This window comes from Pseudomonas sp. F8002 (assembly GCF_013385495.1).
Taxonomy (GTDB): domain Bacteria; phylum Pseudomonadota; class Gammaproteobacteria; order Pseudomonadales; family Pseudomonadaceae; genus Aquipseudomonas.
Genome location: NZ_JACAPW010000035.1, coordinates 55195 through 67128, shown reverse-complemented (window position 1 = coordinate 67128; position 11934 = coordinate 55195). Strand labels below are relative to the sequence as shown.

Below are 11934 nucleotides of genomic sequence, written 5' to 3'. Positions count from 1 at the left end.
ACGGATATGTACTCAACCCCAACCCCTAGCGAAACCGCGCAATCACCGCCTCCACCACCGGATTCGGCCGCTGGGTATTCCACGCGACAGCCGTAGTCACCACATTGAGTTTCTGACTCAACCCACGAAACACCACATTAGCCGGCGCCAGCTTCTTCAACGACGCCGGCACCAACGCAATGCCCTGCCCATAGCTGACAAACGCGATCTGCGAAGCCACCGACCGCACTTCATGCAGCACCCGAGGCGAAAACCCGCTGGCACGACAGGTCGCGATCAAATTGTCGAAATACACCGGACTGACGTTGCGCGAAAACATCACCAACGGCTCATTCGCCAGGCTCGACAAACTGATCCGCGTACGACTCGCCAACGGGTGATCCGCCGGCAACGCCACCACCAGCCGGTCCTCCGTCAGCGGCAATGACTGCACCGAAGCCCCAAGGTCACCATCCAGCCGGGCAAACGCCAGGTCGATATCCCCGGCCTCCAGCGCCGGCAACGCCTCGACGCTGTCGATTTCCCGCACCGACACCGTGAGCTGCGGGTAATCAAGCTTCAGTTGCTCGATCAACCCCGGCAGCACATCAAACATCGCCGTGGAAATCGCGCCGATGGTCAACATCCCCGACTGCCCCGCCACCGCTTCTTCCACGGCGAGTTCCAGGCGCTCCAGCTGCTCGGCGAACTTGCGCACCGCCGGCAGGATCGCCGCGCCCACCGGAGTCAGCTTGGCCCCCCGTCGGGAGCGGTCGAACAGCTTGACCTTGAGCGCCTGCTCCAGCACCTGGATCTGCTCGCTCAGCGGTGGCTGGGACATGCCGAGGCGCTTGGCCGCACGGCCAAAGTTCTGCTCTTCAGCCACGGCCAGGAACAACCAGAGGTGACGAATCAGGCGAAAGTTGATCATGGTCTTATCCATAGGTTAAGCGTATGCAAGGCTTCTGTACTTCGTAATATACCTATCATAGCCACTGACTGACACTGGCCGCCTCCGTCACCCGAGGCTTGCCCATGACCGCTGACCACTTGCTCGACCGCCTGGCCGCACTGGACACCAACACCGTGTCCGACGCCCTCGACTTTCTCGGCCTGCCCGGCGCCACCGTGGGCCTGCGCCCGCTGTGGAACTGCCCGAAGATCGTTGGCCGCGCCAGTACCGTACTGCTCGGCCCCAAGTCCGACATCGCCCCGACCGTGCACTTGATCACCCCGGTGATCGAACAGGTCGCGACAGACGACCGGGTGCTGGTGATTGCCGGCGGTATCGAGGGCATTTCCTGCTGGGGCGACATCATCGCCAACGCGGCGTTGCGCAAACACATACGCGGTACGGTGATTGATGGTTTCAGCCGCGATATCGACGGCAGCGAAGCCATCAGCTATCCGGTGTACGGACGCGGCGTGACCATGATCAGCGCGCGCAACCGCGTGGTGCAGCTCGACGCCGGCGTGACCCTCAACGTCGCTGGCGTGAGCGTCAGCGAGGACGACTACGTGATTGCCGATACCTGCGGCACGGTATTCGTGGCCCAGGCGGTGATCGAAAAGGTCCTGGACCTGGGCGAGCGCATTGCCCGCCGCCAGGACGGCATGGTGCAGGCCGTGCGCAGCGGGCGCTCGGTGGTCGAGGTGATGCACGACGCACAGTTTGAGGCGATCAGCCGATGAGCACCGATATCCAGCGGCTGAACCAGCGCCTGGCCAGCGCACAACCGTCTGCCACCTATCGCATCATGGACCGCGTCGCCGAACGCCGGGCGCAAGGCGCGCAGATTATCTCGCTGTGCGCCGGCGAACCGGATTTCGACACCCCGGCGCATATCCGCGAAGCCGCGATCCAGGCCATTGAAACCGGGCATACCCGCTACACCCAGGTGGCCGGTGCGCGGGCCCTGCGGGAGGCGGTGGCGGCGAAGTTCCGGCGCGAAAACGGCCTGGACGTGTCCTGGCAGGACACCCTCGTGTGCAACGGCGGCAAGCAGGTGATCTACAACGCCCTGGCGGCCACCCTCAATGAAGGCGACGAGGTGATCGTGCCCGCGCCGTACTGGGTCAGTTACCCGGAGATGGTGCAACTGTGCGGCGGCGAAGCGCGCATCGTCACCTGTGATGCCGACAGCGGTTTCAAGCTGACACCCGAGGCCCTGGCCGCTGCAATGACCCCGCAGACGCGCTGGCTGATCCTCAACTCACCGTCCAACCCCACCGGTGCGGTGTACAGCCAAGACGACTTGCGGGCACTCGCCGAGCTGCTGCTGGCCCACCCGCAGGTGCTGATCCTGGCCGATGACATTTACGAGCACCTGATCTTCGACGGCCAGGCCTTTCATACCCTGGCCCAGGTTGAGCCGCGTTTGGCACCACGCACATTGACCATGAACGGCGTGTCCAAGGCCTACGCCATGACCGGCTGGCGCATCGGTTTCGCCACCGGCCCACGCTGGCTGCTGGAGGCCATGGAAAAACTCCAGGGCCAGCAGACCTCCGGCGCCTGTTCGATCTCGCAACAGGCGGCCCTCGCTGCACTGGAAGGCCCCAGGGATTTCATCCGCGACAGCCGTCGGGTGTTCCAGGCGCGCCGGGACTTGATGGTCCAGTTGCTGAACGACACGCCAGGCCTGACGTGCATCAGCCCCGCCGGCGCGTTCTACGCGTTCGCCTCATGCGCCGCGCTGATCGGGCGCACCTCGGCGGGCGGGCGGCTGCTGCGCAGCGATGAAGACGTGGCCCTGGCGCTGCTGGATGAGGCCAATGTAGCCGTGGTGCATGGCAGCGCCTTCGGCCTGGGGCCGTACATCCGCATCGCCTATGCCCTGGATGACAAGTCGTTGCGCCAGGCGTGCGAGGCAATCCGCGGCTTCTGCAGCAGCTTGCTGGCAGAAGAATAAAAGTGATGAGTTCACATAGATAAATATCGCTAATGGTGGCGTGCGCCTCTTCTTAAGATTAAGGCCGAACAGGACAACACTCACAACAACAAGGTCCGCCCCCATGTCTATGCCTGAAGTCATAAAACCCGCTGTGCGCAGCCAATACCGCTGGGTGGTTGCTGCGCTGATTTTCCTGATCTACACCGTGGCCGCCGCCGACCGGGCCAACCTCGGCGTGGCGCTGCCGTTCATTCGCCAGGAATTTGCAATGAGCAACGCCCAGGCCGGTGGCCTGGTCAGCCTGTTCCTGCTGGCTTACGCCCTGGCACAACTGCCGTCGGGCTTTGCCTTCGGGCGCTTTGGCGTCAGCCGGATCCTGCCGGGGGCCATGGTGCTGACCTCGTTGCTGACCGGCCTGGTAGGCACCGCCAGCTCACTGCTGGCGCTGAAACTCTATCGCCTGGGCCTGGGCATCGCCGAAGGCCCGCTGCCCATCAGCATGACCACCACCATCAATAACTGGTTTCCGGCACGGGAAAAAGGCACCGCGTCGGGGATCTTTCTGTCGGCCGTGAAGTTCGGACCGGTGATCGTGCCGCCGCTGTGTGCCGTGATCATTTCGGTATGGGGCTGGCGCGAGATTTTCTACTTCTTTGCGATCCCGGGCATCGTGCTGGCGGTGGTCTGGTACTTCCTGGTCACGGACCATCCGTCCCGCAGCCGCTTCGTCAACCAGGCCGAACTGCAGTACATCGTCGAAGACACCGCAATCGCCCAGACCGCCCGTGTGCACAAGACCCCGGCGTGGGTGAAAAAGCTCGACCGGGTGATCCGCACCCGCGATGAAAAGCCCCTGGAAACCAACCGTCAGGTTTTCACCTCATGGAATATCTGGGGGTGCGCCACCAGCTACTGCTTCCAGCTCGGTGTCTCCAGCGTGCTGCTGGCGTGGATTCCCACCTACCTGATGACCGTCAAGCAGTTTTCGATCATGAACATGGGCCTGGTCTCGGCAGCGCCCTGGGTGGGCGCGGTGCTGGGCAACCTGCTGGGTGGTTTCTGCTCGGACCGCCTGATGGGCGGCCGTCGCAAGCCGGGCATGTTGCTGTCGGCCGTCGGCACCTCGTTGATGATGTACCTGCTGATCAATTCACCGGCCGAGCCCCTGCCCTACGGCTTGCTGCTGATGCTGACCGGCGTGGTGCTGAGCCTCGGCTTCTCGTCCTACATGGTCTACCCGATGGGCCTGACCACCAAGAAGACCTTCCCGATCTCCAACGCCATCGTGAACATGATCGGCCAGTTGGGCGCCGCCGCCACGCCCTTCATCACCGGCCTGCTGCTGGACAACTACGGCTGGAACTACGTATTTGCCTGGCTGGCGATCGGCTCGTTCATCAGCTTCATCATTTTGCTGACCATTGCCGAGCCCCGCCCGGCCTCCAGCCACGCGACCTGATTTGTCACCACCACGAGGAGTTATCCATGTCACCCCAAGACCAAGAATTGGTTGCCCTGTTTGCCGGCCTGGACACCCCGGGCGTGTCCGACGCCCTGGACAAGCTAGGCCTGCCCGGCCAATGCCTGGGGATCATGCCCCTGGACAACTATCGCCAGGTGGTGGTCGGCCCGGCCTTCACGGTGCGCTACGTCAGCGCCAGCACCCCGCCGGGCACCGTAGGCGACTTTATCGATGACGTGGCCGAAGGCGATGTGGTGGTGATCGACAACGACGGACGCACCGACTGCACGGTGTGGGGCGACATCATGACCCAGTACGCCGGCAGCCAGCGGATCGCCGCGACGGTGATCGATGGCGTGTGCCGCGACGTGAGCAAGGCCCTGGGCGACGGCTACCCGCTGTTCACCAAGGGCCGGTTCATGCGCACGGGCAAGGACCGGGTTGAAGTGGAAGCGGTAAACCAGCCGGTGTCCATCGGCCAGGCCCGGGTGTGCGCCCGGGACATCGTGGTCGCCGACGCCAATGGCGTGGTGATCGTGCCGCGCGAGCGGGCCCATGAAGTGGCGGCGTGCGCGCGCTCGATTGAAGCGGTGGAAGCGCGTATCCGGGCGCTGCTCGATGAAGGCAAATCCCTGCGTGAAGCACGGGCGGCGCTGGGTTATCACACCCTGCAACGCAAGGGCTGAAAGGTCCTTCAGTTGGCCGGTCGCAACAGCTGCATCTGCTGGCGGTAGTCATCCGTCACCTGCCGCGCCTGACCGCTGCTGGTGATCACCCTCGGCGTGATCAGCACGATCAACTCGGTGCGATCCCTGGACTTGCTGGTGTTGCCAAACAACCAGCGCAGCCCGGGGATTTTCCCCAGGTACGGCACGGCGCTGACGCTCTCCGCGTTGTCCTGCTTGATCAACCCGCCGAGCAACACGGTCTGGCCGCTTTGCACCGCCACCTGGGTCGACACCGAACGTGTGGAGATGCGCGGGTTGTTGGGCGTGTCACTGCTGTTGGTGGTTTGGTTCTCGGCGTCGCTGACCTGTTGCTGGATGTCCATGTACACCAGGCCGCCCGGGTTGATCCGCGGCACCACGTCGAGGATCACCCCGGTCTGCACGTATTCGACGCTGCTCAAGGTGCTGTCGGCGTTGCCGGTGTTGACCGTGGTCTGGCTGATGGGGATGTTGTCCCCCACCTGGATCTGCGCCGGCTGGTTGTTCATCACCACCAGCGACGGCGCCGACAGCACCTGGGTGCGGCCGTTGGTTTCCAGGGCGTGCAAGGCCACTTGCAGGTTGGAGCTGACGAAGGAATAGAACAGCGAATCCGCGCCCAATCCCGCACCGCCGCCACCCAGGGCGCCCTGGCTGCCAGGGGTATTGGCTACCGTGGTGCTGGTGGAGTTGCCCGCCAGGCGGCCCAGGTACCATTGCACCCCTAGGTCCAGTTCGCCGGTGAGTTTGACTTCGAGGATGCGCGTCTCGATCTGCACTTGCAGCGGCGGGTTGTCGAGGCGCTTGATCGCCGATTCGATCTCCTTCCACTGCACCGGTCGGGTGCGTACCAGCAACTGGTTACTGCTTTTTTGCGCGGTGATCCGGGTGCCGGCGTCGAGGCTTTTGGCAGCGCCCGGCTCTGCATTTTCACCGTCTTCGCTGGCGACCGGGGCCTGGTCTTCTTCGTCGCTGACGGGCGGGCTATTGCTGCTGTTGTTCAAGCCACCGGAGGTGCCGCCGCTGGTGTTGAGTGACGACAAGGTCGCCGTGCGGAGCCCCGGCGCCACCTTGGCCGGCGCATCGTCCTTGATCGCGCCGGTGCCGTAGATCTGCCGCAGGTATTTGGCGAGGTCCGTGGCCTTCATGTTGCGCACGTCGTAGACGTACATCTGCGGCTCGTTGCCGCCGCCTTCATCGATGGTGTGAATCCAGTCGCCAACTTCACTGAGGTACTGCGGCTGGGACGAGATCGCCACCACCGAATTGGTCCGCTCGATGGGCAGGAAGCGCACCATGCCCGCCAGGGGCATGCCGCTGTCGGGGCCAAACATTTTTTGCAGCTCGGGCATCAACTCGGCCACCGAGGCCCGTTGCAAACCGAACACCCCCACCGACATCCCCTTGAGCCAATCGACGTCGAAGGTGTCGATGGTGTCCTGATAGTTAGCCAACTCATCCGGCGTACCGGCCAGGCTCAGCACGTTGCGCGCCGGATCCACCAGCAGGAATGCGTTTTCCCGGGCGAACGGCTTGAGCAGTTTCTGCATTTCCGTGGCCGAGATATAGCGCAGCGGAAACAGCCGGGCCGAGAGCCCGCTGGAGGGTTGCGACACGCTCATTTCCGGCACCAGCTTGCCCGCCACCGCCTGGTTGGCGGGCAGGATCACGTAGCGCTGGCCCTGGCGGATCATCGCGTTATCGGTCCAGGACAACAGGGTTTCGAGGATCGACAGCGCCTGCTGCTTGCTCACCGGCTTTGAGGTGGAGAAGCTTACGTTGCCTTTCACACCCTGGGCGATGCTGTAGTTCTCGTGCAGCAGGTCGCCCATGACGCTGTTGATCACCGCCTCAATCGGCTGGTCGGCGAAGTTGAACACGATGTCGCCGCTGGCTTCATCCTTGACCGCCGGCGCAGGTGCGGGCTGGCGCACGAACTGCTGGTTACCGCGAATCAACTGGCGCTGGGGCGGCGTAGGCGCCTGGGGTTGGCGGCTGTCGGCCGCAGGCGACTCGCTGGCCGGGTCCACGGGCGGCCGTTGCGAACCGGTGCCCTGCATCGCCTCGTGAAGCAAGGCATCGTCCGGGTCGAGGTGATCGGGGAATGACCCACAGCCGCCCAAGGCGACGGCGGTGGCCAGGCAAAACACGCTGGTGCGCAAGGCGCGAGGGGAAGTATCGATCAAGGGGCGGGCTCGTGAGGAAGGGAAATCGGTGGTGTGGTGGACGGCGGCGGCAAACGCGGAACGCTGAGGCTCAGGGTTTGCGTGCGGCCATCCAGCACAAAACGGGCGTGCAGCGGTGTCAGGTGTTCCAGGCGCCAGCCGTTGGGCAGAGTCTGGCCTTGCTGGACTTTGAGCGGCGGGCCCTCGTCACGCTTGAGCAGCGCGACGCGCAGGTCGCCGTCGAGCAGCACGCCGGTCAGCTTCAGGCTCGACAGGCTGGAAATCTCGGCCTGGCCAACGGCGGCATCGGGGCTGCGGTCGGGGCTGAACAGCGGCGCCTGCCAGGTGCCGGCGAGGCTTTCCAGGGTCGCACTCGGGGCCACGTGAACCTTCGCCGAAGCATTGGCGCGCACGGCGGAGGCAGGCTCATCCAGCCACTGCGGCGCATCGCCGATGCTGCTCAAGATGCCCACCATCAGCAGGCCCAGCAGCCCGGCCACACCGAGCAACACCCACTCGAGGGGGCGCAATGAATTGATCATCGGCGGGCCTGCGTGGCGGCTGCCGGTTGCAGATAACCGCGCACCAACAGGTGCACCACCAGCTTTCCGGCACCGCCGCTGGCGGGGGCATTCGGCCCGCGACGGACGCTCATTTCATCCACGAACAGGAACGGTCGCTGGTACTCCAGCTCATGCAGGATCGCAGTCAAGGGTTCGATGGCGCAGTTGAGGGTCAGGCTGACTTTGACCTGGCAATAGGGCTCGGTGTCGTCCTGCTCCGGGGTGATGGGCATGCGCTGGGTCAGGCTGCAGCCGCCGCCGAGGCCGGCGCGGCTGTTGATCAGGTCGGCGATGCGCTGCATCAGGTCCGCCGCCACGGCGCTGGGGTCATCCCCCGGCAACAGGCTGGTGCTGCTGGCCGGGTCCTGGCGGGCTTGCTCCAATTGCTCACGCAAGGCGGCGCCCTGGTGCAGCAGGCCCGCATAGCGTTGCTGTTGTTCGCGCAGCTGTTCGGCCTGCTCGCCCATGGCACGCAATGGCCCGGCGAACCAGCTGTCGATCAGCAGCCAGTAACCGCCGCCCAGCACCAGCGCCAGGACCAGCAAGGCGGCGCCGCGACGCTCACGGGGTGTCAGTGGTCGGCGCATCGGCGGCCTCCTGGTGCAAGTGGGCGCGCAGGGAAAACTGATCCTTGCCGGTTTGCGCATCGGGTTGGATCACCCCTTCGAACTGGGGGTTTTCCAGGCTGTGGCACGCCTTGATCCGAGTGATCAGGGCACTCGCCTTGGCGCTTTGCCCGGAGAAGGACACGTCGGCGCCGTTGTTGACGTCCAACTGGTCGATCCAGGTATCGGCGGGCAGGCAGGCGGTCAGCTCGTTGAGCAACGCCGCCAACGGCGGTTGTGCCGACTTGCGGCGAATCAGGTACTGCGCGGCGCCACGGGTGTTAAGCAGTTGCTGGCGCAGGCTCTGGACCTCCGCGACCTGGGCTTTCTGTTGTTGCACCTGCGCCTGCATGACGTCGAGCACCCGCTGGCGGTCGTTGAGCCACAGCAGCATCGCGGCAATCAGCAAGGCGCCGCACAGCCAGGGCAGGCTGCGTTGCAAGCCCTTCCCGGCCGGGCGCTGGCGTGGGCGCAACGGCGCCGGCAGCAGGTCGATGCCCATTGGCCCGTCCACATCCACCGCATGGGGCTGCAAGCCGAGGGCAGCGCAGTCCAACAGGATTTGATCCAGGCGCTCCCGCAGAATGGCCACCAGGGTCACCTGCACATGCGTGGCGGTGCGCCGTTCCTGACGGGCCACGAAGTACAACTGTTCAGCTTCGAACGGGGTAAAGCGGTCCAGTTCATAACCCATAACGGTCGACAGGTTGCGCGCGGCCGCCAGGGGCAGTTGCAGGGTTTGCAGCAGCACCGCCGAGGGCGCGAGCACCAGCACCTGGCGCACCTCGTCGGCAGGTTTTGCCACCGGCCCGGTCAACGGCCAGTGGTAGCGGTGCTCGGGGATGTCACGGACCGACAGCCACGCCGGCAGGCAGCCACGCAGCTCCTTGAGCCACAGGCGCCAGCCCACTTGCAGCAAGCTGCCGCGCCAGTGCCGGGTGAGCGGTTCGGCCAGCTGTTGAAGGCGCGCCACTGGCGCCGAAAGGTATGGATTCATTCTTGCCAACGCAGCACCCGATAAGGTTGTGCGCTTCCCTCCGATGGGCTCAATAAAACCGTGGTTCGTAATCGGGCGTGGTAACCGCCGGGGCGTTGTGCGCGGCTGTCGATCACCAGCACGTCACCGGGGTCGGCCCCTACTGCGCTCTGCCGGGGCAGGTTCAGCGCCTGGCGCATCAATGGGCTGGCGAAAGCGGGATCGGGCCGGTCCAGGCCGCTCCACAAACTGATTTCCGGGGCCAGCCGGCTGTACAGCGCCTGGGTCATGCCGGGCAATTGCCGCACTTCCTCCACCACGCGGAACGGCGCCAGGCCTGCGTTGCGCCGCATTTCCAGGTCCCCGGCGAGCCGGCTGGCCTGGGCCTGGGTGGCACCGCAGGCCAGGGCCAGGCGGGCAAAGTCAGCGGCCTCGGCGCTGTTCAAATACAGCTTGCCGCGCTCGCTGTGCAGGCTCACGTGAAGCTGTGCGTCATCAAATACCAGAGGCATTTCGCGGCCGTCGGCGATCCATTGCTTGCGTTGCAGCGGGTCGGCCAGGGCCTGCATGGCCAACGCCACGCCCGCCTCCGCCGCCAGCAGCGCCTGGGTATGCTGGCGATGCCACAGGGCCTGGCGGCTTTCCAGTTGTACCCAACCGGCCAGGCCGCCCAGCAGCAAGCTGAGCAACGCCAGTACCCACAGCACCAGCAGCAATGCAACGCCGCGCTGACGCTTCATTCGCCTGATGCTCCGCTGGAGAGGTTCAGCCGCAGGGCAACCACTTGGGTGACCCACGGCACCGGTCCGTTGACTTGTGCTGCAATGCGTACCGCATAAGGCAGGCGTTTGGTCCACGGCCAGTCACTGATCCAACCGGTGGCCTGGCCCTTGGGCGACAGGCCGCGATAGCTGAATTGCAGATCGTCGACGTTCTTCAGCAACACCTGCGGCTCGCTGCGGATGGCCGGCACGCTCACTTGGGCATTGGACTCAAACCGTGCGAACGCCACCTGCAACTCGCGCTCGGTCAACTGCAAGGTGAAACGCTGGATACCGCCGCCGAGCACGCCCGGCAAGGTCGCGACGAATTGCAGGCGCTGGGGAGCGCCGACAAAAAAACCGTTGGTCTGGCTGTCGTCCTCGGTCACGTCGAGGGGCAATGCTTCGCTGATGGAGGTGCGCAGGAACTGTTGCGCGGCGCGACTTTCATCCAGGCTGACGGTGTAGCGCTGCGCCTTGAGTACTGCACGGTTGGCTCCCAGGAGCGCGCCGCCCACCAGGGCCAACAACACGCCCAGCAGGCTGAGCACGATCATGACTTCGAGCAACGTGAAGCCCCGCTGCTGCTTCACTGGAGGCTCCCGTCGCGGCTGGCGCGCAGTTTCAAGGTACTGAAATTTGCGCGGCGCGGACCTTCGCTGACGCTGAGATCGAGGCGAAACAAATGTGGCTGACCGATGCGGGTGGGCTGCTGGGCGACGCGCAGTTGCCAGGCAATGCCGTCCAGCTCGCCCTCGCGCACGCCACTGGCCAGGGGCCCCGACGCCTCCTGATCCATCACGCTCAAGGCGGTATGGGTCAGGCGGTCGCTGTGGGCCACCTGCAACAACGAGCGCGCGCTTTGGCCGAACGCGACCAGCAACACCGTGCTGCAGATCGCCATGAGGGTCAGCGCTGCGAGCATTTCCAGCAAGGTGAAACCCGACTGACGCTTCATGGCAATGCCCTGGACTGCACGCTGCCGGTCAGCCAGCCGACGTCGATGCGCCAGCGTCGCGTGCCATTGGCCAATAACAGGTTGCCGCCGGTAGAGCTGCCGTCGGGGTAAAACTCCACCGCAGCGCCTGCGTGTTCGGCGGTGTGCAGGGTCACTTGCAGATCGGCCGGCCAGTGCTTGATGGGTTGCCCCGGCGCCTGAAAGCTCAGCCGGGCCAAGTCGAAAACGGTCTTGGCCGACCTGCCGCTGACAATCGCCCGCGCCCGTGTGCTGCGCAGGGCATCCACCATCTGCCCGACCACCTGGCGCTCTTTCGCTACCCGCAGGCCTTGTTGCAGGCCAAATCCCACCAACCCGGCCGCGATGCTGATCAACACGATCACCACCAGCATCTCCAGCAGGGTAAAGCCGCGTTGGAGGGCCGGCATTATTCCCAGTTGCCCAGGTCGGCGCTGTAGCCTTCGCCGCCGGGCTGGCCGTCCTGACCGTAGAAGATCAGGTCGAAGGCGCCATGTTCACCGGGGAAGCGATAGCCGAAGGCATGGCCGAACGGGTCCTTGAGGTCTGAGGGCTTGGCGTACGGCCCGGCCCAGCCGGCGGTGTTGCCAGGCTTGTCGACCAATTGCTGGAGGGTCTTGGGTGGCGAGCCGACGTCCAGGCCGTAACTCTCGATCTTCATGCTCAGGCTGGCCAGTTGCGCCTTGCCCGCGCCGTATTTGCCCTTGTCGACGTTGCCGCCCACCTGGCGCACCACGATGGTCGCGACGATGCCCAGCAACACAATCACCGCGAGCATTTCCAGCAAGGTGAAACCGCCTTGGCGGCGGGCGGGTTTGAAACGGGTATGGCGCATCGGCTTGCTTC

At 64.9% G+C, this 11934-nt stretch carries 14 protein-coding genes; 4 read left to right on the top strand and 10 right to left on the bottom strand.

Translation table 11 applies throughout. The features are described from left to right. Nucleotides 1–25: 25 nt before the first annotated feature. The gene (locus HX811_RS25120; protein WP_076016066.1) at nucleotides 26–910 is read right to left on the bottom strand and encodes a LysR family transcriptional regulator; all 885 of its coding nucleotides are present in this window, start codon (nucleotides 908–910) and stop codon (nucleotides 26–28) included. A gap of 104 nt (nucleotides 911–1014) precedes the next feature. Here HX811_RS25120 and HX811_RS25115 point away from each other — a divergent pair, with 104 nt between their 5' ends. The 4 genes from HX811_RS25115 to HX811_RS25100 all read left to right on the top strand — a co-directional run bounded on the left by HX811_RS25115 (nucleotide 1015) and on the right by HX811_RS25100 (nucleotide 5021). Next, nucleotides 1015–1671 carry an RraA family protein gene (locus HX811_RS25115; RefSeq protein WP_177047849.1) on the top strand — a complete coding sequence of 219 codons (657 nt, stop codon included), beginning with the start codon at nucleotides 1015–1017 and terminating at the stop codon, nucleotides 1669–1671. After that, nucleotides 1668–2891: a pyridoxal phosphate-dependent aminotransferase gene (locus HX811_RS25110; RefSeq protein ID WP_177047846.1), complete on the top strand. Its 1224-nt coding sequence runs from the start codon at nucleotides 1668–1670 to the stop codon at nucleotides 2889–2891. The genes HX811_RS25115 and HX811_RS25110 overlap by 4 nt, the downstream gene beginning before the upstream one ends. Nucleotides 2892–2994: 103 nt before the next feature. Then, nucleotides 2995–4332 (top strand): MFS transporter, encoded by a 1338-nt coding sequence (locus tag HX811_RS25105; RefSeq protein ID WP_256344463.1) that lies wholly within the window; start codon nucleotides 2995–2997, stop codon nucleotides 4330–4332. Between the two features lie 26 nt (nucleotides 4333–4358). Beyond that, nucleotides 4359–5021 (top strand): RraA family protein, encoded by a 663-nt coding sequence (locus HX811_RS25100; protein ID WP_003209925.1) that lies wholly within the window; start codon nucleotides 4359–4361, stop codon nucleotides 5019–5021. Between the two features lie 8 nt (nucleotides 5022–5029). Here the strand turns inward: HX811_RS25100 and gspD are convergent, their stop codons facing one another. Genes gspD through gspG form a run of 9 tightly spaced genes read right to left on the bottom strand, consistent with a single transcriptional unit; the run spans nucleotide 5030 to nucleotide 11923 of the window. Continuing rightward, nucleotides 5030–7228, bottom strand: coding sequence for a type II secretion system secretin GspD (gspD, locus tag HX811_RS25095; RefSeq protein WP_177047844.1), 2199 nt, complete (start codon nucleotides 7226–7228; stop codon nucleotides 5030–5032). Further along, on the bottom strand, nucleotides 7225–7749 hold the full coding sequence (locus HX811_RS25090; protein ID WP_177047835.1) for a general secretion pathway protein GspN: 525 nt from the start codon (nucleotides 7747–7749) through the stop codon (nucleotides 7225–7227). The genes gspD and HX811_RS25090 overlap by 4 nt, the downstream gene beginning before the upstream one ends. Continuing rightward, on the bottom strand, nucleotides 7746–8357 hold the full coding sequence (gene gspM / locus HX811_RS25085; RefSeq protein ID WP_177047833.1) for a type II secretion system protein GspM: 612 nt from the start codon (nucleotides 8355–8357) through the stop codon (nucleotides 7746–7748). Before gspM ends, HX811_RS25090 begins: the two co-directional genes overlap by 4 nt. Then, complete coding sequence (locus HX811_RS25080) at nucleotides 8332–9372, bottom strand: PilN domain-containing protein (RefSeq protein WP_177047831.1); 1041 nt, start codon at nucleotides 9370–9372, stop codon at nucleotides 8332–8334. The genes gspM and HX811_RS25080 overlap by 26 nt, the downstream gene beginning before the upstream one ends. Further along, on the bottom strand, nucleotides 9369–10091 hold the full coding sequence (locus HX811_RS25075) for a type II secretion system protein GspK (RefSeq protein ID WP_087694939.1): 723 nt from the start codon (nucleotides 10089–10091) through the stop codon (nucleotides 9369–9371). The genes HX811_RS25080 and HX811_RS25075 overlap by 4 nt, the downstream gene beginning before the upstream one ends. Beyond that, nucleotides 10088–10705: a prepilin-type N-terminal cleavage/methylation domain-containing protein gene (locus HX811_RS25070; protein WP_177047829.1), complete on the bottom strand. Its 618-nt coding sequence runs from the start codon at nucleotides 10703–10705 to the stop codon at nucleotides 10088–10090. Before HX811_RS25070 ends, HX811_RS25075 begins: the two co-directional genes overlap by 4 nt. After that, entirely contained in the window at nucleotides 10702–11070 is a 369-nt protein-coding gene (locus tag HX811_RS25065) for a type II secretion system protein (RefSeq protein WP_008437204.1), read from the bottom strand. The genes HX811_RS25070 and HX811_RS25065 overlap by 4 nt, the downstream gene beginning before the upstream one ends. Further along, nucleotides 11067–11498, bottom strand: coding sequence for a type II secretion system protein (locus HX811_RS25060; protein WP_003209913.1), 432 nt, complete (start codon nucleotides 11496–11498; stop codon nucleotides 11067–11069). Before HX811_RS25060 ends, HX811_RS25065 begins: the two co-directional genes overlap by 4 nt. Beyond that, complete coding sequence (gene gspG / locus HX811_RS25055) at nucleotides 11498–11923, bottom strand: type II secretion system major pseudopilin GspG (RefSeq protein ID WP_003209911.1); 426 nt, start codon at nucleotides 11921–11923, stop codon at nucleotides 11498–11500. Before gspG ends, HX811_RS25060 begins: the two co-directional genes overlap by 1 nt. Nucleotides 11924–11934: the final 11 nt, after the last annotated feature.

Bases quoted from the DNA above. Each gene is read 5' to 3' on its own strand.
- HX811_RS25100 (WP_003209925.1), top strand. From the start codon at position 4,359: ATGTCACCCCAAGACCAAGAATTGGTTGCCCTGTTTGCCGGCCTGGAC.
- HX811_RS25060 (WP_003209913.1), bottom strand. From the start codon at position 11,498: ATGCCGGCCCTCCAACGCGGCTTTACCCTGCTGGAGATGCTGGTGGTG.
- gspM (WP_177047833.1), bottom strand. From the start codon at position 8,357: ATGCGCCGACCACTGACACCCCGTGAGCGTCGCGGCGCCGCCTTGCTG.
- HX811_RS25090 (WP_177047835.1), bottom strand. From the start codon at position 7,749: ATGATCAATTCATTGCGCCCCCTCGAGTGGGTGTTGCTCGGTGTGGCC.
- HX811_RS25105 (WP_256344463.1), top strand. From the start codon at position 2,995: ATGTCTATGCCTGAAGTCATAAAACCCGCTGTGCGCAGCCAATACCGC.
- HX811_RS25065 (WP_008437204.1), bottom strand. From the start codon at position 11,070: ATGAAGCGTCAGTCGGGTTTCACCTTGCTGGAAATGCTCGCAGCGCTG.
- HX811_RS25120 (WP_076016066.1), bottom strand. From the start codon at position 910: ATGATCAACTTTCGCCTGATTCGTCACCTCTGGTTGTTCCTGGCCGTG.
- HX811_RS25075 (WP_087694939.1), bottom strand. From the start codon at position 10,091: ATGAAGCGTCAGCGCGGCGTTGCATTGCTGCTGGTGCTGTGGGTACTG.
- HX811_RS25115 (WP_177047849.1), top strand. From the start codon at position 1,015: ATGACCGCTGACCACTTGCTCGACCGCCTGGCCGCACTGGACACCAAC.
- HX811_RS25110 (WP_177047846.1), top strand. From the start codon at position 1,668: ATGAGCACCGATATCCAGCGGCTGAACCAGCGCCTGGCCAGCGCACAA.
- gspG (WP_003209911.1), bottom strand. From the start codon at position 11,923: ATGCGCCATACCCGTTTCAAACCCGCCCGCCGCCAAGGCGGTTTCACC.
- HX811_RS25080 (WP_177047831.1), bottom strand. From the start codon at position 9,372: ATGAATCCATACCTTTCGGCGCCAGTGGCGCGCCTTCAACAGCTGGCC.